Genomic DNA, 21350 nt, shown 5'->3' with positions numbered 1-21350 from the left:
CAAACATCATTAGTTCGTCTGGTATTTCGAATGGAGCACAGTCCGTGAATCCCACCGCAGAACGAACCTGGACTTCCGAAGAGGTTGCGGCTTTCCTCGGCATTCCCAAGGCCACTCTCTATCAGTGGAGACATCGGGGTATCGGTCCTAGATCAGCCCGGGTCGGGCGCCACCTCCGCTACCTGGAAGCTGACGTGCTCGCCTGGTTCCGTCAGCAGCAGGACGCGGCCTGATGGCTCGTGTACGTGACCTGTGGTTCCGCACTGTGAAGGGGCCGGACGGTCAACAGGTCAAGCAGAAGACGGATCGGCATCCCGATAACAGTGGAAGCAAGGACGCCAAGAGATGGCTTGCGCTATGGACGGGGCCGAACGGCAAAGAGACCGGTAGGGCGTTCGCTCGTAAGAGCGATGATGAAAATCATGGCATCACCATGGAGGCGGATCGCCTTCGCGGCATCTATGTCGATGCGCGCGAAGGAAAGGTAAGGCTTCGTGAATACGGCGAAGAAAAATGGTTTCCCTCTCAGGTTCATTTGCGAGGTAACTCGGTTAGCACTTATGAAACGCATTTGAGGTCGCGCATTTATCCGTTGCTGGGTGAGCGGCGCATGAATTCACTTACTCGTACGGACATGAAAGCTTTCGTCGCTAAGGTCTCTGCCGACCTTGCGCCGAGCACAGTCCAAACGGTGTTTGCCATCCTTCGCGCTCTGATGCAGAGCGCGGTAGACGATGGCGTGATCCCAGCGAACCCCTGCTCTCGCGTTCCACTCCCCCGCGTGGAAGCTCGCGTTGTGCAACCTCTCCCGGTGACATCCGTGCTCGCGCTCGTCGACGCCATCACGCCGCGATACCAACTGGCGGTCTGGCTCGGCGCTGGCCTCGGTCTGCGTGAGGGCGAGGCGCTTGGCCTGACGGCACCACGTGTCGACTTCCTACGTCGGCGCGTCCATGTCCACGAGCAGATGCAGAACACCAAGCTGTCGCCGCTTAAGACCAGGGCGTCGAGACGAACTCTCCCCGTGGATGACCTCGTGCTTGCGCAGATCACGACCCATATGCAGCAGTACGGCACAGGTGCAACGAGGTGCTGGTCACCAATCGGTCCGGCCGGCCGGTCCAGCGGTCGAATTTCGGGACGTGTTGGCGGGCGCCTGTCTCCAGAGCCGGCCTGCCTAGGGGAACCCGTTTTCACGACCTCAGGCATTTCTACGCGTCGAGCCCCATCCGGGCGAACCTGAATCCGTAGGTCATCCAGACGCGTCTTGGTCATGCCACGATCGCCGAGACCATGGACACCTACGGGCACCTGTTTCCGGATGATGAAGACCTCGGTAGAGGTGCCGTACCGCAGCGCTGACGGAACAGCAGCCTCAAGTAGCCACATAGGCGCAGGTCAGGGACTTAACAGCGGACGAGTCGGCCTGTAGGCCGGGTTCTGTGATCAGCCGGAGCTGATCGGCGGCCATCCATCTAGGACCGTCGTTGCCGACGGCCTCAAGCGGTCTACCCGCGCGACTCGGGCGAGCAGCCCTCGAACGCCGCGCGCGGAACGCCTCCGAGGAGGCGCCCCTTCTTGACCTTGCTCCGGGTGGGGTTTACCTAGCCGCCCACGTCACCGTGGGCGCTGGTGGTCTCTTACACCACCCTTTCACCCTTACCCCCGAAGGGGCGGTCTGCTCTCTGTGGCACTGTCCCGCGGGTCACCCCGGGTCGGCGTTACCGACCACCCTGCCCTGTGGAGCCCGGACCTTCCTCGGCAGGGCCCGAAGGCCCTGACGCGGCCGCCCGGCCGACTCGTCCGCTGTATGTACAAGCCTAGCGGCTCGATGGGTTCGCCCCGGCCACAGACGGCTCTGGGCTCACATCTGAAGATGCGCGGTGTCGTTGAACGCGCGCATCACGGCGGGACCGTCGGCGTAGTAGTCGATCACCGAAAGACAGGCCAGGTCGAGATGCATCCGGTAGAGGGCCTGCGGAGGGGCCTCGAGCGCTGAACGGACGAGCAGCTTGATCGGCGTCACGTGCGACACCACGAGGACCGTCCTGCCCTGGTGCGCCTCGATGATCCTCGCCCGCGCACGCTCGACCCGGCGGGCCGTCTCGGCGAAGCTCTCGCCACCAGGCGGAGCCACCTCGGGGTCCGCCAGCCAGGCCGCCAGGTCGTCCGGCCACTTCTTCTGGATCTCGGCGAACGTGTGCCCCTCCCACGCCCCGAAGTCCGTCTCGCGAAGGTCCTCCTCCACCGACACGGCGAGGCCCGTACGGCAGGCCGCGGCCTCGGCGGTCTGCCGGGCGCGCGTCAGCGGCGAACTGACGATCACCTCGATCTCGTACGGCTTGCGCGACAGCCGCGTGGCGGCGGCCTCGGCCTGAGCCATGCCGTCCGCGGTGAGGGACGGGTCGCCCAGCCCGGAGAAGCGCTTGTCCACGGACAACGGAGTCTCGCCGTGCCGCAGGAGGATCAGGGACGTCGGCCTGAGGGCCGGCCGGGGCATCCACCCGGTGCCGCCGGCCTCCGAAGTCGTGGCGGACTCGACGCGCGTCGTCACGGACGTGGTGGCCGAGGCCGTGGCAGAGATGGTCTTGGCCTGCCACTTCTCACCCCGCGCCGCGGCGTCCATGGCCTCGTTGGCGAGCCGGTCCGCGTGGGTGTTCTTCTCTCGCGGGATCCACGTCCACGTCACGCGGAACCGCCGGGCGAGCGACGCCGCCTCCAGCGCGAGCGGCCGCAGTCCTTCGTGCTTGACCTTCCAGCGACCGGCCATCTGCTCGATGACCAGCTTGGAGTCCATCCGCACCGTGACCGCGGCGCCCTCGGCCCCGAGGGCGCCCAGTGCCTGAAGGCCGGCGATGAGCCCGCGATACTCGGCCACGTTGTTGGTCGCGGTGCCGATCGACTCGGCCGCCTCGGCGACGACCTGCCCGTCGGAGTCCTTCACCACCGCGCCGTACCCGGCGGGGCCGGGGTTGCCCCGCGACCCTCCGTCGGCCTCGACGACGAAGGAGCTCACAGCCCGGACTCGGGGGTTCGGACCAGGATCCGGCGGCACTCCTCGCAGCGGACCACCTCGTCCGGGCCGGCGGCCCGGATCCGGTTGAGCTCGGCGATCGACAGGCTGGTGCGGCACCCGAGGCACCGGCTGCCCTGCAACATCGCGGCTCCGGTGCCGGACTGCTCGCGCAGCTTCTCGTAGAGGCTGAGCACGTCGGCCGGGATGTCGTCGATCCCGGAGCGCTTGCCCTGAAGCTCGGCGACCTCCTTGTCGAGCTCGGCGAACGCGGCGTCACGGCGGTCTCCGGCGGCGTCGAGCGTGGCCGTCACCTCGTCCCGCTCCGACTTGAGCGACGCGACCTGGGCGTCGACGGCCTCACGGCGCTCCATGATCTCCAGCACGACCTCCTCCAGGTCGCTCTGGCGCCGGTGGAGCGAGGCGATCTCGGACTGGAGGCTCGCCAGATCCTTGGGCGAGGACACCTGGCCGGAGTCGAGCCGCTTCTGATCACGCTCGGCTCGGGTCCGCACGGCGTCCACGTCGGACTCGGCCTTGGTCTGGTCGCGCGACAGGTCGCCCGCCTCGGTCTCGGCGGCGATCACCTGGGTGGCGAGCTGAGCGAGCCTCTTCGACATCTCTTCGATCTCGGCGAGCTCGGGCAGGGTGCGACGGCGATGCCTCAGCCGGTCGAGCCCCGCATCCAGCTCAGAAAGATCGAGCAGACGCCTCTGTGCTTCGGGTGCGGCCTTCATCCCCATCCTCGATCCAGGTCTGTGGTCGTCCATACATCCGTGACGACGCGGGAGATACGCGCCTCAACATTAATGCCCCTGGCCGCCAGCGCCGACGTCAGATGTCCGGCGGCATCGGCCAGCCAGGGCCATTCGGTGGCCCAGTGGGAGGCGTCGATGAGCGCCGGCCCGGCGCCCGCCTCCATGTGCTCGCTGGCCGGATGGTGGCGCAGGTCCGCGGTCAGGAACACGTCGGCTCCCGCGTCCCGGGCCGCCCCCAGCAGCGAGTCCCCCGCTCCCCCGCTCACGGCGATGGTCTCGACCATACGCTCCGGATCTCCGGCCACGCGCAGTGCCGTACGGGGAAGACCGGCCGCGGCGAGCTCGGCGAAGCGTCCCAGCGGCATGGGCGACGGCAGCCTGCCGATCCGGCCGAGCCCGCGACGCGGGTCGTCCGCCGACGGCTGGAGCGGGCGCAGCTCGGAGGACAGCCCGACGGCCCGGGCGAGCGCGTCCGAGACCCCGGGGCTGGCGACGTCGGCGTTGGTGTGGGCGGTGTAGAGGGCCACGTCGTTCCTGATCAGCCGGTGGATCACCCGGCCCTTGAAGGTGGTCGCCGCGACGGTCGTGGTGCCCCGGAGATAGAGGGGGTGGTGCGTGACGATCAGGTCGGCGCCCCATTCGAGCGCCTCGTCGACCACCGCCGCCACCGGGTCCACCGCGAAAAGGATCTTCCGTACGGTCAGCGCGGGATCGCCGCAGACGAGCCCCACCGCGTCCCAGGTTTCGGCCCAGGCCGGGTCGTACCGCGCCTCGAGTTCGGCGACGACCTCGGCGAGAGAGCAGGTTGGCATCCGCGCAGACTATCGAGAACGGCAAACCGAGGTAACGTCCATGTGACACCACGCTGCAAGGGAGGCACCGACGTGTCCGTTGACCAGCACGACATCCACAGGGACGCGGTCGTCGCAGACACGCACAACGATCTCCTGATGGCGGTCTCCGCCCGGCCGCCGCGGCAGTGGGCCTCCTTCTTCCGTGAACAGTGGCTGCCCCAGCTGACCGACGGCGGCGTCGACGTCCAGGTCCTCCCGGTGTTCATCGACGACGCGTACCGCCCGGAGGGGGCGCTGCGCCAGACGCTCCGCATGATCGAGTGCGCCCACATGCTGGCCGAGGGCAACGCCGACGCGGTGCGGATCTGCCTTGACGGCGCCCAGATCGACGAGGCACTCGCCCTCGGCAAGATCGCCCTGGTGCTCGCCATGGAGAGCATGCCCGGCCTCGACGCGTCCGTGGAGCTGATCTCGACGGTGCACCGGCTCGGCGTCCGCGTCGCCTCCATCGCCCACTGGGGCCGTACGGCTCTCGCTGACGGCAGCGGACAGGACGGCACCGGATCGAGGCTGACCAGCCACGGCGTCGAGGCCCTCCAGGAGATGGAACGGCTCGGCATGATCTTCGACGTCTCCCACCTGGGCGCCTCCGGCGTCGGGCACGTCCTCGAGCTCGCCGCCCGGCCGGTGATCGCCACCCATTCCTCCGCACGCGCGCTGCGCGACCACCACCGCAACCTGACCGACGACCAGCTTCGCGCCATCGCCTCCGGCGGCGGCGTGGTCTGCGTGAACTTCCTGGCGGCGTTCCTGACCATGGACGCCCGCGCCGCCACGATCGACCACCTGGTCGATCACATCGAGCACGTCGCGGGTGTCGCGGGGATCGACCACGTCGGCCTCGGGCCCGACTTCATGCGGGAAGTCCATCTCGACCTGACCCCGCCGTGCTGCGAGGGCTTCAGCTACAGCGAGATCGACGCGATGGCGGCCATCCCCGGCCTCGAGGGTCCCCGGGGTCTGCCGCTGGTGACCGAGTCCCTGCTGAAGCACGGCTTCTCCGACGACGAGATCGTCAAGATCGTCGGCGGCAACGTGATGCGCCTGTTCCGCGCCGAGCTGGGGCGGGGCGGCCGGTGAACCTCGACGGCATGCTGGCCGATCTCGAGGAGCTCGTCGTCTGCGAGTCGTACTCGAGCGACCACGACGCGGTGGCGCGGAGCGCGCGGGTGGTCGCCGCGCTGGGGACCCGGATGCTCCAGGCGGAGCCCGAGACGACGGTGATCGGCGGAGTCACCCATCTGCGCTGGTCGTTCGGCACGCCCAAGGTGCTGCTGCTCGGTCATCACGACACCGTCTGGCCGATCGGCTCGCTGCGCGACCATCCCTGGTCGGTCTCCGGCGGCGTCGCCACGGGACCGGGCGTCTTCGACATGAAGGCCGGCCTGGTGCAGCTCTTCCACGCGCTGGCCTCGCTGCCCTCACCGGACGGGGTGACCGTCCTCATCGTGGGCGACGAGGAGCTCGGCTCTCCCACCTCCCGTCCGCTGATCGAGGCGAGCGCGGCGAGCTGCGAGGCGGCGTTCGTCCTGGAGGCCAGCGCGAACGGCGGAGCGCTCAAGACGGCGCGCAAGGGCGTCTCCCGGTACGAGCTCGTCGTCCACGGCAGGGCGGCCCACGCGGGGCTCGAGCCCGAGCTGGGCGCCAACGCCGGAGTCGAGCTGGCCCACCAGATCATCGCCATCACCGACATCGCGAACGCCGTCGAATCGTCCTCACAGGCCGGGCTGGTCTCGGTGACGCCGACGCTGATGTCCGCGGGGACCAGCACGAACACTGTTCCCGCCGTCGGCAGGGTCGCCATCGACGTCCGTGTCCCCGACGCCGACGCGCAGGCGCGGGTGGACGAGCTGATGCGCGCCCTGACCCCCCGGACCCCGGGTACCCGGCTGGAGCTCCTCGGCGGCCCGAACCGTCCGCCGCTCGACGCGGCCGCCTCGGCCGGGCTCTTCGAGGTCGCCGGGCGGATCGCCGGCGACCTCGGCATGGGATCGCTCGACGGCGTCTCGGTGGGCGGCGGCTCCGACGGCAACTTCACCGCGGGAGTCGGCTGTCCCACGCTCGACGGACTCGGCGCCGTGGGCGGAGGTGCCCACGCGCCGGGGGAGCACGTCGTGGTCGCGGAGATGCCCGTCAGGGCGCGCCTGGTCGCGGCGCTGACCTCCCACGTGCTCTCCGGCGAGCGTGCCCGGTGAGCGCCCCCGCGCGGCAGGCCGCCGACGCAGCGATCAGGAGCGGCGTACGGCTCTGCGAACTGCATGACATCCCCGCGTTCGAACAGGTCGCGCGGCTCTTCGACGACATCTGGCACCCCGACCCCACCGACCCTCCCATCACGGTCGAGATGCTGCGGGCGCTGTCCCACGCCGGGAACTACGTCGCGGGCGCGTTCGACGGCTCGACCCTCGTGGGGGCGTCGGCGGGATTCTTTGCCGCCCCGGTGGGCCAGGTGCTGCATTCCCACGTCACCGGCGCGGTCCGGCGGGGCGCCGGGTTCGCCCTGAAGCTCCACCAGCGGGCCTGGGCGCTCAGCCGGGGAATCGACGTCATCACCTGGACCTACGACCCGCTGGTACGGCGCAACGCCTATTTCAACCTGGCGAAGCTGGCAGCCCGCCCCGAGGAGTACCTGCCGGAGTTCTACGGGTCGATGACCGACGCCGTCAACGCGGGCGACGAGTCCGACCGGCTGCTGGCCGTCTGGCGGCTGACCGATCCGCATGTCGTGGAGGCCTGCGAGGGCAGGCCGTACCGGCCGGAGGTCCCGGCAGACGCGGTCGCCGGCGTCGCGTCGCACCAGGGACGGCCGATGGTCGGGCCGACGGACGCGCGTGTCGTGCTGGTGGCCCTCCCCGAGGACATCGAGACTCTTCGTCAGCAGGACCCGGGGCTTGCCAAGGCCTGGCGGCATGCCGTACGAGAGGTGCTGGGCGGGATGATGGCGCAGGGCGCCCGGGTGACGGGTCTGGCCGACGGCTGTTACGTGGTGGAGCGCACATGAAGATCACAGGAGTCGAGCTGCGGCGGATCGCGATGCCGCTGGTCGCGCCGTTCCGCACGTCGTTCGGGACCGAGCATTCCCGCGACGTGTTGCTGGTCCGGGTGGTGACGCCCGAGGCCGAGGGCTGGGCCGAATGCGTCGCCATGGGTGAGCCGCTGTACTCGCCGGAGTACGTGGACGGGGCGGCCGACGTGATGCGCCGCTTCATGGTCCCGGCCCTGACGGCGCTGCAGCACGTCGACGCGTACGGCGTCGGCCAGGCGCTGGAGCCCTTGAAGGGGCACCGGATGGCCAAGGCCGCCCTGGAGACCGCCGTGCTCGACGCCCAGCTGCGGGCCTCCGGAGAGTCCTTCGCGCGATTCCTCGGCGCGTCGCGGGAGGCCGTGCCCTGCGGCGTCTCTGTGGGGATCATGAATTCGATCCCGGAGCTGCTCGACGCGGTCGACGGCTACATCGCCGAGGGGTACGTCCGGATCAAGCTCAAGATCGAACCGGGCTGGGACCTCGAGCCGGTCCGGGCCGTCAGGGAGCGGTTCGGGGACGTCCTGCTGCAGGTGGACGCGAACGCCGCCTACACGCTGACCGACTCGGCGCATCTGGCCGGGCTCGACGCGTTCGGCCTGCTGCTGATCGAGCAGCCGCTGGCCGACGACGACCTCGTGCAGCACGCCGAGCTGGCCAAACGCCTGCGGACGCCGGTGTGCCTCGACGAGTCGATCGAGTCCGCGGCCCACGCCGCCGCCGCGATCTCGCTGAAGGCCTGCTCGGTGATCAACATCAAGCCGGGACGGGTCGGCGGCTATCTGGAGGCCCGGCGGATCCACGACCTGTGCCGGGCGAACGGCGTCGCCGTCTGGTGCGGCGGCATGCTGGAGACCGGCATCGGCCGGGCCGCGAACGTCGCCCTCGCCGCGCTCCCGGGGTTCACACTCCCGGGCGACACCTCGGCGTCGCGCAGGTATTTCGCGCGGGACGTCACGCCGCCGTTCGAGCTGCGCGACGGGCACCTCGACGTGCCCGCGGGCCCGGGGATCGGAGTGGACCCCGACCCGGCCGTACTCGACGAGGTGACGACCTCCGTGGAGTGGCTCGCTGGGTAGCGATATTCTTGAGGTGGTTTGCCCGCTTTTAGTATCGAATCTCCCTTAATTGGCGACAGATCGACCAAGTGTGATCATCTGATCACCGGGGGGATCTGGTGAGCTTGTGGCACGGATGGTCGGTTAGGACACGCCTGGCGGTGATCGCGAGCGCCGTCATGCTGCTCGTCTGCGCCGCCGCCGGGGCCTTCGTGCTGCTCTCCGTCCGCGGCACCGCGGAGAAGTACAAGACCGAAGAGGTCGTCACCGCCGCCATCCGCGTCAGCTACCTCATCAAACGCGAGCGACTGCCTCCGGTCATCCTCGACGAGGACGTCGCCGGCGTCCAGGTCGTCAATCCCACGGGCCAGATCGTCTCCACGAGCCACGACATCGCCGGCAGGCCGCGGATGGCGGCCTTCCGCCCCAGCGAATCCAGCGCGCAGGACGCCAAGGTCCTGTGCCGTTCACCCGCGTATCCGGACCAGTGCGTGATCATCGTCGCCCTGCGCGTCCCGCAGCCCGACGGTGCGTGGCTGGTCTACTCGGCCGGCACCGAGGTGCCGTGGTATGTCAGCTCCGAACTCATGCTGGCCCTCACCGGGAGCACCCTGCTGCTGATCGCACTCACGGCGTTCGGGACGTACCAGACCGTGGGCAAGGCGCTATCACCCGTCGAGGCGATCGCGGACAAGCTCGCCGTGATCACCACGACCGACCTGGGCCAGCGCGTGCCGGTGCCGAGGTTCCGCGACGAGATCAGAAGGCTCGCGGAAACGGCCAACCAGACGCTCGACCGGGCCGAGCTCGCGGTCGAGCAGCAGCGCCGGTTCGCCTCCGACGCGTCGCACGACCTGCGCAGCCCGCTGACCGCGATGCGCACCGAGATCGAGGAGGCCATGCTCCACCCGGAGATCGCCGACTGGAACGCCACGGGCGAGGCCCTGCTCGACAGCCTGGACCGGCTGCAGGCCCTCGTCACCGACCTGCTCCAGATCGCCAGGCTGGACGCCGGAGCGCCGCCCAAGCTGGACAACGTCGATCTCTCCGACCTGGCCACCCGCGAACTCGACCGCCGTCAGCGCAAGGTCGACGTGGCAAGGGAACTGGAACCGGGCATGGTCATCATCGGCGACCGCCTCCGCCTCGCACGCCTGCTGAACAACCTGCTCGACAACGCCGAACGTCATGCCACATCGCTGATCACGGTGCGGGCGTGCCGCGACCGGGCATACGCAATTCTGGAGGTCGTGGACGACGGCGCGGGCATCCCCCCGGGCCAGCGGGAGGTGGTCTTCGAGCGCTTCACCCGGCTCGACGCGGCGCGCAGCAAGGACGCCGGCGGCACCGGGCTCGGCCTCTCCATAGCCCGCCAGATCGCGGAGAGCCACAAGGGGACGCTGACCATCGAGGACAGCCCGGTCGGCGCGCGGTTCGTGTTGCGGCTTCCCCTGGCAAAACCCTGACACTCACTCGTTGATCACGATCACCGTCGGCACGGAAGCTCCCAGCGCCTCGGTGAGGGCCTCGTGCAGGTCGTCTGGCGAGCCCACCGCCCGTCCGCGCGCGCCGTACGCGACGGCGAGCGCGACGAAGTCGGGCGCGTGCAGGTCGACGGCGACCGGCGTCATGCCCCGGTTCTTCATCTCGTCGCGGATCTCGCCGAATCCGCCGTTGGCCGACACGACGATGGGCAGGCTCAGCCGCAACTCCACCGCGGTGGCCAGCTCCTGGACGCTGAACTGCAAGGCGCCGTCCCCGGCCAGCACGACGACGGGCCGGTCAGGCATCCCGATCTTCGCTCCGATCCCCGCGGGAAGCGCGAAGCCCAGCGTGCCGTATCCCGTGGGGAACAGGAACCGCCCGGGCGGATCCATGGGCAGGGCGACGAGCGCTCCGTGGTAGACCATCATCGAGTTGTCGCCGACGAGGATGGTGTCCTGAGGCAGCGCCCTGCGCAGCGCGGCGATGTGGCCGGCCCACCGGGCGGTGAGCTCGTCCATCTCGGGGATGTGCCCCCGCCACGGCTCCTGCCGCGGTCTCGGTACGGCTCCCGCCTGCTCGATCCTGCCGTGCAGTCCCTCCATGGCGAGCCCCGCGTCGGATACGACGGCCACGTCCGCGACGTGGTCGCCGTACATCTGCCCGGGGTCCACGTCCACCCGGATCAGGGTCCCGGAGAGCACGTAGTCGTCCTCCCAGAGATCGGCGGGCCCAAGCTCGGTCCCGACCGCCAGGACGACGTCGCAAGAGGCGAGCCATCGCCTGACACCGGCCAGGTGCAACGTCGCGCCGAGGGCGAGCGGATGGCTCTCCGGCACCACGCCCTTGCCGTTGACCGTGGTCACCACCCGGGCGCCGACGCACTCGGCGATCCGCATGGCCAGCCGGCCGACGGACTGCTCCCGCGCCCCCGGCCGCTGGGCGCCGCCGCCGAGCACCAGCCCTGGACGCCTGGCCGTACGGAGGAGACGCGCGGCCTCGTCGAGCGCCTCCGGATCGGGCGTGCGCGGCATCAGCCGGTACGGCGGGGCGAGCTTGGCCTCGCCCTCCCGGTCGAGTAGGTCGGCGGGGATCTCGACGTGCACCGGCCGGGGACGGCCCTCGGCGAACTGGCCGAACGCGCGGGCGACGCCGGCGGGTATCTCCCGCACGGAGCTCACGCGGTGACTCCACGCGCAGAGGGCGTCGATGGCGCCCGACTGGTCCTTGCTCTCGTGGAGGTATCCCCTGCCCTGGCGGGGATGGTCCGTGGGCACGCCCGGCGAGATGAGCAGGAGCGGTGAGGAGTCGGAGTACGCCTGGCCGAGAGCTGCCGCCGCGTTGACCGCCGCGGGACCTGTGGTGGTCACGATGACGCCTGGCCGGCCGGTGACCCGCGCGTAGCCGTCGGCGGCGTATCCGGCGCCCTGCTCGTGACGTGGGGTGACGCACCTGATGCCGGCGAGGTCGAGTTCCTGGTAAATCGCGAGATTGTGCGTTCCGGGAATGCCGAATACGGTGTCCACTCCGTGTAAGCGGAGGGCCGCGACAAGCGCACGTGCCCCAGTCAAAGACGTCGTCCGGCCGGCTGGGGAGTTCAAATCAGGCATCGCTTCCGGGCGGGAGGAGTCGCAGAAGCATTCCTAGTCTGTTTCCGCGCTTCCGCGACGCCAAACCATTTTCTTCGCCCTGGGCGAAACGTTTTCCCTACGGCTCGGGAATGCGGTCGGCCGCGCCCACGGCATAGGGGTCGGCGTTGCCGCCCAGCAGGTTCTCAATGGACATGACGGCCTGGTCGAGCATCCTGTCCATCGCCTGCCGGGTGTGTGAGGCGACGTGGCCGGTCACGAACATCCGGCTGCCGAAGTCCTGCAGCAGCCGCACGGCCGCCTCGCAATCCTTGCCGTAGAACCCGTCGAACACGGCGAGTTGGACACGATCGGCCTTCATGCTCGCGTACAGGGCGCCGGGGTCCACCACCGACGGACGGGCCGTGTTGATGAGGATCGTCCCGGGGCGGGCTCTGCCCAGAACCTCGTCGTCGATCATGGAGGTGGTCGAGTCGTTCCCGGGGACCATGACGACGAGGATGTCGCTCCACTCCGCCAGATCCGGGAGTTCCATGAACTCCATGCCCAGCGACCGCTCGAGATGCCTCTTCGGCGTCCGGCTGTAGTACGCCAGGTTCGCGTCGAAGGCGACCCGCAACATCTCCGCGATACGCGAGCCGATGACGCCCATCCCGACGATGCCGATGTTCCGGGCGCTGAGTTCGTTCGGCAACTCCTCGGCCGAGGTCCAGTCGGGATAGCGGTTGCCGTACTGCTGGAAGATCCGGAGGTTGGCGTTGATGATCTGGCCGACGGTGAAGGTCGCGACCGAATCCCTCGCGGCTCCCGGCGTGGACGTCACGACGATCTTCAGGTCGTCGGCCGCGGCCACGTCCACGAAGGTCTCGTATCCGACACCGAGGAAGGCGACGACCTTCAGCGTGGCCTTCGCGCTCTCCAGCGCCGCGCGGGAGGCACGCTCCTCGCCTCCGTGCAGGTAGGCGACCACGCCCTGCAGTTCACGCGTCAACTGCTCCTCGGTCAGCACAGGAGATGGCTGCCTGACGTCGTACCCGCGTGCCTTCAGAGCCTCGATCCGCCCCGCGTCGATGCCCGTCCCCGTGACCAGGATCGTCCTGTCCACCGCCCTCGCGCGCAGAGAGCGGACGGCCATATCGTAATGGCCCGATATATCCGTGATCACATCGGTATGGGGCATTTTATCTCTCAGACTTAGGACATCAATGTCCGTTTTTCCCGCGAACAGCTCCCATCACAAGCAAACGTGCCTGTGAGGCGATTTGCCCGCTTGGTCAGGCGACGGAGCAGGAATTCAATGGTATAAGGGTCTTGGTGGTCTCGTCTCCACCTAGCAGCAAAAGCAAGCCCTAAAGGAAGCCGAGAACCCCTTCATCGGCCCGCCGGACTACGTCGTCACCCCGTAGTGCAGAGAGGGTTCACCTATGAAACTCCAGCCCCGTCAGCAGCTCTTGGAGGTCTGGGAGGCGGCCGCCCGCACCTCGCTCCGTGACGGAGTGTGGACATGGGGCGGGAGAGACGGATCGAACTCCATCTCGGACGCCGAGCAACTCCTGTGTTTCATGCATCCGGCCTCCGAACTCCCCGGTTTCCGGCTGGACGCCCCGGATGAGACGGCCGACGACGTGCTGACAGCGCTGTCCCGGCTGGGCGACAGCGTCGAGATCCCCAAGCTCCTCCTCAAGGTCATCGGCGAATACCTGCGCACCTACACCGGAGACGACGGGCGCCCGCTCTTCTCCGGCGGCACCTACTTCAGCACCGCCGACCCCGACGTGAAGGTCACCCCGGAGCAGTTGCAACTCGACGTGGTCGACTCCTTCTCCATGTCGGTCACGCTCATGCTGGGCACACTGGGCTTCCTCAAGGTCTTCCGGCAGAGCGTCAGACGCGAGGACATCCGCAAGGAGATCCGGACGCTGGAGGAGATGTCCAACACCCGCCTGTCGGCGGCCATGGTCGGGCTGCTGCGCAGCTTCACGGTCAACGCGTTCGACCCCGGCTCCCCCGCGGGCCGCGCCCTGCTGCGCACGGTCAACCAGACGGGCGCCGCGGAGCGGCGGGTCCTCGACGACCTGCGACGCGAGTTGCGCCCCGTCCGCGCCGGCCTTCGCGACCTCACGATCGGATCCGGCAGCGAGGTCGACCTCGACAACGAGAACCTGCTGTTCGAGTGCGGCTGGACGTGGGGGATCGTGAAGGACGCCCCCGACGTCGTCACGCCGTTGCACGTCGGCCCGCAGCCCAAGGGCGTCGCCGCGGACAATCCCTTCCTGTACTTCACGGTCAACGCCCTCGTCGGCGTCCAGGACCTGTGGTCGGAGCGGACCAGAATCCTCGGCCTGCTCGACGACGACCAGCTGACCCTCGCCCAGGCGCTCCAGCGCCGCTGGGACATCACCCAGCGCTACTGGCGCACCATCGCCATGTACGGCAAGGGCACCTGGCCGCTGGAGGACATCCCCTGGAAGACCTCCGACGAGAAGGAGTCGGAGTACTACAGCCTCGGCGTCACCGCGATGGTCGTGCAGAGCCTCGTCAACAACCGCACCGGCGACGTCGACCTCGGCCGGGTCGCGGACGTCCTGGAGGAGCTCGCCATCCGGGCGAGGATCATCCGCAGGGCCGTGCCGGGCGACCTGCCCGTCCTCATGCACTCCCCCGGCGTCCAGGTCAATCTGCAGGGCAGCGACTCCCTCGGCCCCCACATGGTCTGGGTCGTCTCCGACTTCGCGATCACGTTGCTCAAGAGGACGATCTGGGCCGCCTCGATCGCGCAGAACACCAGGACCAGAGAGAAGCTGCTGAGTCTGGCCGACAGGATCTGGCGCCACATCATGCTGCGCCGGGGCACCGAGGGGGTCGGGCGTGGGCTCTGGGACCAGCCCGCCAACGTCTTCTCCGACCTCGACGCCCACCACGAGGAGCCGTCCTGGTACTTCAGCGAGCGCGTGGTCGAGTTCCTCGTCGCGGCCGCCCAGGCCAGCGGCGACTCCCCCCTGCGGAGCCCGCAACTCGTCGACTTCGCCTACCAGATGCTCAGCGAGGCCGAGCACCTGCTGGACCAGGAACTCGTCACCCGGCCGCTGATCACCGGACAGACCATCCAGCCCAAGCTGCGGAGCATCCAGGCCGCCCTCAACCGGGCCCGGCTGATCATCAGTAGCAGGCCCGCCACCGCGAACGCCCTCGTGATCGACGCGCTCCTCGACCTGGAACGCCTCACCACCGCGCGTGACAGCGCCTCGGAGGCGATCTGATGCTGATCTTCGCCATCTCGGACAAGGGCGGGACCGGCCGCTCGGTCACCAGCACCAACATCGTGTACCGGCATGCCCTGCAGGGCAACGACGTCTGCTATCTCGACTTCGACTTCGGCTCCCCGACGGCCGGGGCGATCTTCAGCGTCGGCTCGGTGGCCAGGGGGACGACGCGGAAGGGCCTGCACGACTACCTCCTCGGCGAGGGCGCCCCGGAGCCGCACCGCGTGGACGTCTGGACCGAGTCCGATCGAGAGGGGCTGCGGACCAAGCCGCCCGGCGCGGGGCGGCTGGTGCTGCTGCCCGGCAACGAGGGCGGCGGCGAGCTTCCCGCCGTCGAGGAGGAGACGCTCCGAAGGTGCGTCCAGTTGTTCAGTCGCCTCGATGAGGAGTTCGACCTGGTCATGGTCGACGTGAGCGCCGGCCGCTCCTTCACCGCGGAGATGGTCCTGCAGGCCACGGTCAGGCTGCCGTCGGTGCCCTTTCGCTGGCTGGTCTTCCACCGCTGGACCCGGCAGCACATCATCGCGGCGGACGGCCTGGTCACCGGTGCCGACGGACTTCTCGACGCCGGCACGAGGTTCGGGCACGACCGCAACGCCCTCCGCGACCGCATCCGCTTCGTCAGGACCGCCGTGCTCGAACCCGACGCCGCCGAGCTGGTGGGTCTGCGTGACGAGCAGCGCGCCTGGCTGTTCGCCTGCGACACCGAGCTGCGCGAGCTGGCGAGCCGGCACAAGGTCGGGCGCACGTCGATGCTCGGCAAGATCCCACTGGACCCGATCCTCCAGTGGCGCGAGCAGCTCATCTCGGACGAGGATGTCCTGGCGAGCAAGATCGCGAATGCCGAGACGGCCGCGGCGTTCGACGACCTGGCCAAGAAGATCGTGGACGACGCCGCATGGGAGGGTCTGTGACGTCGGTGAACGCGACGTTCGGCGAGGTCGCGGCTGAGCGCCGGATCGCGTCCGCTCCCCTCTCCCACGTGTCCATCGAGCTCGGGCACCTCTACATGGAGGACTTCGAGGCCGGTCCGGAACGGCTGCGTGAGCAGTTCCGCCGGGTCGCCCCCTGGGCCGGCACCGTCCGGTCGAGCTGGCAGGACCGGGTTCCGGGCGGTCGCGCCAGGGTCAGCACGTGCTTCCTCATCGACGACTACTTCAGCCGGTTCAGCACACCGGCCGAACTGGTGCCGATGGTGCTCGAGGCCGCGGCCGACTGCGACCTGACCATCGACTACATCGCCAGAGAGTCGGCCTGCGCCGTATCGGACGGCGTCGAGCTGGCCAGGCTGGTGGAGGACCGGCTGGTCAACGACCCGCCGCCGGACACCAACGGCTCCCGCCCACCGGTGAAGGAGAGCGGCTGGTTGTGCAACGGCGCACGGTCTCCGCAGGTGGGAACCGTACAGGCCATGGGCAAGGCCAATCGGTGGGCGCCCCCGCTGCAGAACGCCAAGCGCGGCCACTCCATCTTCGTGGACGTGGAGCTGTGGGACGAGAACGGCGGGAAGCGCACATGGTCGTGCCCGTTCCTGGCCGCGGTCTGGCAACTCCTGCGTCTCGGGCTGCTGCGCACGGACGGACGGCTCCCGCTCCGGCCGGTCATGCGTGAAGACGCCTTCCCCGACGACTGGGAGTCCCTCCCCGCCGTCATGCAGCTGAACCCGGCAGCGGCGCCGTTCAGCGCGTACACCACACTGTCCGTTCTCTCTCCTCGTTTCCTGCCCGTCGAACTGGCCGTGCGCACGATCCTGAGCCAGGTGGCGGTGGACGGCGACGTCCTTCGGCAGGTGGTCGCGCGAAGCGGCGGCGAGGGCATCCGGCTCGAAGAAGAGCTCGTGGACCGCATCTCCTACGTCTTCGCTTAGGAGCCTTCGAGCTGATGCTTGTCATGGGGGAAGTCCACACCGGGCTGCTGCAGAACTCCGGGGAGATACCCGAATCGACCTGCCGGGACGTGCTCCAGTTGCTTTCGGGCGAGAGGGTCCGCGTCTCCCGGCGTCCCATCGTCTACGCGGTGTCGCCGGATCTGCTGACCGGAGTCGACTGCCGCCTGCCGTCGGCCTCGCAGTCGCGGATCAGAGGGGCCGGCACGGTTCTGTCCCGCTCCTCCATCACGGGCGGGCGGGTGGTGCAGGGCTCCTCCTTCACCCGGATCGAACGCAGCGGCTCCGACCGCCGGCAGCCGTGGTCGCACTACCTCGCGCGGCCGGGCGTGGTCGAGGTGCTGGGCAAGGTCAAATCCCGGGACCTCGCCGACGGGTTCGCCGAGGATCCGCCTGCGGACGGCCTCGACCTCGGTGCGATCAGCGCCCGCTTTCTCGACGTGGTCCAGTCGTCTCCGCTCCTCGACCGGCGGGCGCCGTTCAAGATCGCCCGTACGCGGCTCCGCTGGGTGGCCGAAGAGGGCGAGCCGGCCATCCGCTTCACCCTTCACTCCGAGCAGATGCGCACGGTACGGCTCGTCCACACGGGCGAGTTCACCCCCGCCGTCGCCGACCTCTGCGAGGACCTGGCGCTGCACGACTGGCTGCTGACGGCCCTGCTGGTCATCATCGAACGTGCGCGCATCGGCGGCACGCCCGGGCCGGAGGCGGCGGTCAAGCTGGCTCCCGCCGTGGACCACCTCCTGCATCTGTGGATGCCGTCCGCCCGGGTCGACGACGTGCTGAGCGCCTACTGGGAAAGCCTCGACCGGCGTCCGGGATTCACACGTCAATGGCAGTCGCTGGTCGACCGTGTCCGCGACCAGCTCGCGGTTCACACGTTGGCCTTCTTACGAGAGAAAAGCGGGGGCGGGGCCCGGTGACGGTGAAGAGCAAGCTGACGCGCGAGATCATGCCACGCACGCTCAGGAAGATCCTCATCACGGCGGCGGTCGGCATCCCGACCTATTTCGTGACCGACGACAACGGCCCGTTCCTCAAGACCGACGCGGAACCCCAGGCGTGGGGTCTCGTCCTCACCGTCTTCATCAGCAGCGTGGTCATCGTCGTCCAGTACCTCATCGACGTCGACAGGCAACTCGAGTCGACGCGCCTGGAAATGGTCGCGGGCATGTCCAGGATCAACGAGGCGACTGAGCTGTTCGGCCTGGTGGAGGCGTCCGCCGTACAGACCGACGTGGTCACCCAGCTCGTCCGCAACGCCACCAGGGTCGACAGGGGGATGCCGTTGCTCGTCCAGGCGTTCGCCCAGACGGAGATCGCCAGGATCTCCACGCTTCTCCGCGAGCTCGGCGAGGGCAACGTCATCTACGAGGGCGAGGACCGTGACTGGCTCCTCGGCCTCACCGCTAACACGCAGCGCTCCCTGGACGCCCTCAGCCTCAACCTGGTCGACCAGGGGATCACCGAGTTCGACGGCGGTTTCTGGACCACCGACGCGGGCCAGCGCTACCTGGAGGCACAGCGGGACCGCATCCGTGAGGGTGTGCGCATCCGGCGCATCTTCTTCGTGGATCGTTCCGACGCGGAATCGGAGAAGTTCCGCCGCATCTGCAAGATGCACTCGGAGATCGGCGTACAGGTCCGCGTCCTCACGCCGGACACCCTCGTCACTCCGCTGGGACTGTTCGACTTCATCGTCTTCGACGACGTCGTCAGCTACGAGGTGACCCCGTCTCCGCAGGTGGGTGAGATCACCACGCACACCTTCGTTCACACGCTCCTGGTGCTCGAACCGCCGCAGGTGAAGCGGCGGACCGACCGCTTCAGGGAGTTGTGGGAGCTGGCGTCTCCACTGGCGTAGCCGCCCTGTCCGCCGGCGTGGCCGCGGTCTCCGCTCGTGCAGCCGCGGTCCTCGCGCGTGCAGCCGCGGTCTCCGCCGGCGTGGCCGTGGTCTCGGCCGGCGTGGCCGCGACGAACGTGCGGTCGGGCCGGCAGATGTCGAGTCGCTTGCGCGTCTCCTCGTCGACGTCACGGCGGATGAGGGCCGAGACCATCTCCGCGGTGACGGGAGCGAGGGTGACGCCGAGGCCGCTGTGGCCGGTGGCCGCCAGGACCCGCTCATGAACGTCGACGAAGCCGATGATCGGCATGTGGTCCGTGCTTCCCGGGCGCAGCCCGGCCCAGCGCTTCTCGATGGGCCAGTTCGTGGCCGCCGGCATCAGCGCCGCCACGCCCCTCATGATCTCGTCGCGGGCCCGGTCGGTCACCTCCGCCTCGCCCACGCGCGGCTCGTACGTGACGCCGACGGCGACCCTGCCGTCGTGCCGCGGGACGAGGTAGGGGTACCCCTCGTAGCCGTCTTCGATGATCTCGGTGAAGACGTGGTGACGCAGCGGGTAGGTGGTGGCGCCGGGCGGCCGCATGTCGAAGGCCTCACCCTTGATCGGGAACAGGTGCTCCCTGAGTTCGGGCAGGAAGTGCACGCTGTGATGCCCGGCGGCGACGACGACCGTGCCGGCCGAGATGCGCGAGCCGTCGCCGAGTTCGACGACCACGCCGTTCGGCGTCGACTCGAGGCCGGTGGCCCGCGAGCCCAGCCGGACGCGCACCGCACCGCCTTCCAGCGTCAGCGCCCTGCCGAGGGCCACCATGAGCTCCCGCGGGTCCAGCGCCAGCTCTTCGGGAAGCAGGAACCCGCCGACGACCGCGTCGCTCAGCAGTGGCTCGAGCTCCTTGGCGTCCGCGGCGGTCAGGCGGACGACGGCGAAGGGCGAGTTCTTCCACTGGGGCAGGACATCGGTCTCCAGCCGCGTCATCGCCGCGTCGTCGAGCGCGACCTGGATGTCGCCGCCGTCCAGCACGTGGACCGCGGCGCCGGAGATCGAGGTGAGCTCGTCGAGCCAGTCCTGGTAGATGTCGCGGCTGCGCTTGATGACCGTGCTCAGCGGGCCCAGGCAGGCGGGCTCCGTCTGCGTCAGGATGCCGCCCATGGCCGCGTCGGAGGCGCCGAGACCGAGGCGATCCCCCGCGTCGATGAGGACGACGTCGCGTCCCTCAGAACCAAGGCGGTGAGCGATCGCGCATCCGATCACACCACCGCCGATGATCGCGACATCGCAGGTTTCAGGCAACCCGGGCTCCTCAGTGCTTCCGCGCGATCCCCTCGCTTCGACGGTAGGCGAGGCAGCGCCGTTCTAGAAGGTCACAGACTCGTGGCCTTGGTCGGCAACTGTACCGCGCGGGAATCTTGAAAGCGCGGAAATGGAGCGAGTTCGCAGTGTGCCGACGCACCTTCGTCAGGGTTATTGGACGTTCGTAGAATAGATCGTCGGGTACGCGCGTCGACGGCCCGTACGGCATGACGAACCGGCACCGGCGGGGAGGAGCCGACATGGCGAAGACCGCGATCGTCACCGGAGGATCGTCCGGCATCGGAAGAGCCGTCGCGATCGAACTGCTCCGTCGCGGCGTCGACGTCACGATCGCCGACATCGCGGGCGCCGAGTCCACGGCCCGCGAGCTCGGATGCTCCGGAGCACGAGTGGACGTCACGGACGCGGCGGCCGTGGAGGACCTGGTCGGCGGCCTCAAGGCGGACCGCGGGCGGCTGGACTTCATGTTCAACAACGCCGGCATCGCGGTCGCCGGCCGGACCGACGAGCTGACTCTCGACCACTGGAACCGCATGCTCGACGTCAACCTGCGCGGCGTGGTGCACGGTGTCCAGGCGGCATATCCGATCATGGTCGAGCAGGGATTCGGGTACATCGTCAACACCGCCTCGCTGGCCGGGCTGATCCCCGTGCCGCTGATGTTGCCGTACACCACCACCAAGTACGCCGTCGTCGGCCTGTCCCTCGCCCTGCGGGTCGAGGCGGCGGCGCACGGCGTCAAGGTGAGCGCCATCTGTCCCGGCTTCGTCGACACGCCGCTGCTCGACCACACCAACCCCGGCCTGCCGCAGACCGAGATCGGCCGCCTGGCCAGGACGATCGGGGTCAGGGTGCAGAAGCGGCTCTACCCCGCCGACGCCGTGGCGCGTGACGTCATCCGGGGCCTGGAACGCGGCCAGGCGCTCATCGTGGTGCCGTCGTTCGCCAGGCGGGCATGGAGTCTCGTACGGCTCTCCCCGGCCCTGTCCGTCCACGCGACCCGCCAGGCGACCCGCCGAGCCCTCCCCTGAGGCCCCTCCCCCCGTCCCCCCTCCCCCCAGCGTGATCATGCACACCTTCTGTAATTCATGCGCCGAGCTGCACCGATCCACTCCGTGATCATGCACAAGTTCGGAGAAGTGGCCGCCGACCAGCCACACCACCGGCCGTGATCATGCACACCTTCTGCGACTTGCGCGCCCAGCTGCGCCGATCGAATCCGTGATCATGCACGGGTTCGGGGACACAGCGGCCGACCAGGCCTGACGCAT

19 protein-coding genes and 1 other RNA gene are annotated in these 21350 nt (G+C 69.0%); 13 read left to right on the top strand and 7 right to left on the bottom strand.

What is annotated here, in order from left to right; translation table 11 throughout:
* Nucleotides 1–44 precede the first annotated feature (44 nt).
* On the top strand, nucleotides 45–233 hold the full coding sequence (locus Psi02_RS21490) for a helix-turn-helix transcriptional regulator (RefSeq protein WP_308442254.1): 189 nt from the start codon (nucleotides 45–47) through the stop codon (nucleotides 231–233).
* Nucleotides 233–1243 (top strand): site-specific integrase, encoded by a 1011-nt coding sequence (locus Psi02_RS21485; protein WP_203976805.1) that lies wholly within the window; start codon nucleotides 233–235, stop codon nucleotides 1241–1243. Before Psi02_RS21490 ends, Psi02_RS21485 begins: the two co-directional genes overlap by 1 nt.
* Nucleotides 1244–1413: 170 nt before the next feature.
* Here the strand turns inward: Psi02_RS21485 and rnpB are convergent.
* The 4 genes from rnpB to Psi02_RS21465 all read right to left on the bottom strand — a co-directional run bounded on the left by rnpB (nucleotide 1414) and on the right by Psi02_RS21465 (nucleotide 4583).
* Nucleotides 1414–1802: RNase P RNA component class A (gene rnpB / locus Psi02_RS21480), an RNA gene on the bottom strand.
* 62 nt (nucleotides 1803–1864) lie between these two features.
* On the bottom strand, nucleotides 1865–3016 hold the full coding sequence (locus Psi02_RS21475) for a bifunctional RNase H/acid phosphatase (RefSeq protein WP_203976803.1): 1152 nt from the start codon (nucleotides 3014–3016) through the stop codon (nucleotides 1865–1867).
* Nucleotides 3013–3750: a zinc ribbon domain-containing protein gene (locus Psi02_RS21470; protein WP_203976801.1), complete on the bottom strand. Its 738-nt coding sequence runs from the start codon at nucleotides 3748–3750 to the stop codon at nucleotides 3013–3015. The genes Psi02_RS21475 and Psi02_RS21470 overlap by 4 nt, the downstream gene beginning before the upstream one ends.
* On the bottom strand, nucleotides 3747–4583 hold the full coding sequence (locus tag Psi02_RS21465; RefSeq protein ID WP_203976799.1) for a Nif3-like dinuclear metal center hexameric protein: 837 nt from the start codon (nucleotides 4581–4583) through the stop codon (nucleotides 3747–3749). Before Psi02_RS21465 ends, Psi02_RS21470 begins: the two co-directional genes overlap by 4 nt.
* A gap of 72 nt (nucleotides 4584–4655) precedes the next feature.
* Here Psi02_RS21465 and Psi02_RS21460 point away from each other — a divergent pair, with 72 nt between their 5' ends.
* The 5 genes from Psi02_RS21460 (at nucleotide 4656) to Psi02_RS21440 (ending at nucleotide 10171) form a co-directional block, all read left to right on the top strand.
* Nucleotides 4656–5705 (top strand): dipeptidase, encoded by a 1050-nt coding sequence (locus Psi02_RS21460; protein WP_239095050.1) that lies wholly within the window; start codon nucleotides 4656–4658, stop codon nucleotides 5703–5705.
* A gap of 11 nt (nucleotides 5706–5716) precedes the next feature.
* Nucleotides 5717–6820, top strand: coding sequence for a M20/M25/M40 family metallo-hydrolase (locus Psi02_RS21455; protein WP_239095049.1), 1104 nt, complete (start codon nucleotides 5717–5719; stop codon nucleotides 6818–6820).
* Nucleotides 6817–7626, top strand: a complete 810-nt coding sequence (locus Psi02_RS21450; protein WP_203976795.1) for a GNAT family N-acetyltransferase — start codon at nucleotides 6817–6819, stop codon at nucleotides 7624–7626. The genes Psi02_RS21455 and Psi02_RS21450 overlap by 4 nt, the downstream gene beginning before the upstream one ends.
* Nucleotides 7623–8726: an o-succinylbenzoate synthase gene (menC, locus tag Psi02_RS21445; protein WP_203976794.1), complete on the top strand. Its 1104-nt coding sequence runs from the start codon at nucleotides 7623–7625 to the stop codon at nucleotides 8724–8726. The genes Psi02_RS21450 and menC overlap by 4 nt, the downstream gene beginning before the upstream one ends.
* Before the next feature lie 140 nt (nucleotides 8727–8866).
* The gene (locus Psi02_RS21440) at nucleotides 8867–10171 is read left to right on the top strand and encodes a sensor histidine kinase (protein ID WP_239095048.1); all 1305 of its coding nucleotides are present in this window, start codon (nucleotides 8867–8869) and stop codon (nucleotides 10169–10171) included.
* A 3-nt stretch (nucleotides 10172–10174) separates the two neighbouring features.
* Here Psi02_RS21440 and Psi02_RS21435 read toward each other — a convergent pair whose 3' ends face one another.
* Together Psi02_RS21435 and Psi02_RS21430 are read right to left on the bottom strand one after the other, a co-directional pair.
* Complete coding sequence (locus tag Psi02_RS21435; RefSeq protein WP_203976792.1) at nucleotides 10175–11797, bottom strand: 5-guanidino-2-oxopentanoate decarboxylase; 1623 nt, start codon at nucleotides 11795–11797, stop codon at nucleotides 10175–10177.
* 97 nt (nucleotides 11798–11894) lie between these two features.
* A complete protein-coding gene (locus tag Psi02_RS21430; RefSeq protein WP_203976791.1) occupies nucleotides 11895–12911 on the bottom strand; it encodes a 2-hydroxyacid dehydrogenase in 1017 nt (338 codons plus the stop codon).
* 289 nt (nucleotides 12912–13200) lie between these two features.
* Between Psi02_RS21430 and Psi02_RS21425 the strand changes: the two genes are divergently transcribed.
* From Psi02_RS21425 to Psi02_RS21405, 5 genes are read left to right on the top strand one after another with little or no spacing between them, the layout of a single operon-like run.
* A complete protein-coding gene (locus Psi02_RS21425) occupies nucleotides 13201–15036 on the top strand; it encodes an SCO2524 family protein (RefSeq protein ID WP_203976789.1) in 1836 nt (611 codons plus the stop codon).
* Nucleotides 15036–15953, top strand: coding sequence for an SCO2523 family variant P-loop protein (locus Psi02_RS21420; RefSeq protein WP_203976787.1), 918 nt, complete (start codon nucleotides 15036–15038; stop codon nucleotides 15951–15953). Before Psi02_RS21425 ends, Psi02_RS21420 begins: the two co-directional genes overlap by 1 nt.
* Nucleotides 15950–16906 carry an SCO2522 family protein gene (locus Psi02_RS21415; protein WP_203951562.1) on the top strand — a complete coding sequence of 319 codons (957 nt, stop codon included), beginning with the start codon at nucleotides 15950–15952 and terminating at the stop codon, nucleotides 16904–16906. Before Psi02_RS21420 ends, Psi02_RS21415 begins: the two co-directional genes overlap by 4 nt.
* A 14-nt stretch (nucleotides 16907–16920) precedes the next feature.
* The gene (locus Psi02_RS21410; protein ID WP_203976785.1) at nucleotides 16921–17847 is read left to right on the top strand and encodes an SCO2521 family protein; all 927 of its coding nucleotides are present in this window, start codon (nucleotides 16921–16923) and stop codon (nucleotides 17845–17847) included.
* Nucleotides 17844–18788 (top strand): hypothetical protein, encoded by a 945-nt coding sequence (locus tag Psi02_RS21405; RefSeq protein ID WP_203976783.1) that lies wholly within the window; start codon nucleotides 17844–17846, stop codon nucleotides 18786–18788. Before Psi02_RS21410 ends, Psi02_RS21405 begins: the two co-directional genes overlap by 4 nt.
* On the opposite strand, the gene Psi02_RS21400 is transcribed toward Psi02_RS21405, so the two are convergent.
* Nucleotides 18751–20058 carry an NAD(P)/FAD-dependent oxidoreductase gene (locus Psi02_RS21400; RefSeq protein WP_203976781.1) on the bottom strand — a complete coding sequence of 436 codons (1308 nt, stop codon included), beginning with the start codon at nucleotides 20056–20058 and terminating at the stop codon, nucleotides 18751–18753. The genes Psi02_RS21405 and Psi02_RS21400 overlap by 38 nt on opposite strands.
* Before the next feature lie 260 nt (nucleotides 20059–20318).
* Between Psi02_RS21400 and Psi02_RS21395 the strand changes: the two genes are divergently transcribed.
* The gene (locus Psi02_RS21395; protein ID WP_203976779.1) at nucleotides 20319–21110 is read left to right on the top strand and encodes an SDR family NAD(P)-dependent oxidoreductase; all 792 of its coding nucleotides are present in this window, start codon (nucleotides 20319–20321) and stop codon (nucleotides 21108–21110) included.
* Nucleotides 21111–21350 lie beyond the last annotated feature (240 nt).

The sequence above is a fragment of the Planotetraspora silvatica genome (genome assembly GCF_016863315.1).
GTDB classification, from domain to species: domain Bacteria; phylum Actinomycetota; class Actinomycetes; order Streptosporangiales; family Streptosporangiaceae; genus Planotetraspora; species Planotetraspora silvatica.
The sequence above is the reverse complement of the archived record's forward strand: the minus strand, read 5'-3'. Positions and strand labels throughout refer to the sequence as shown.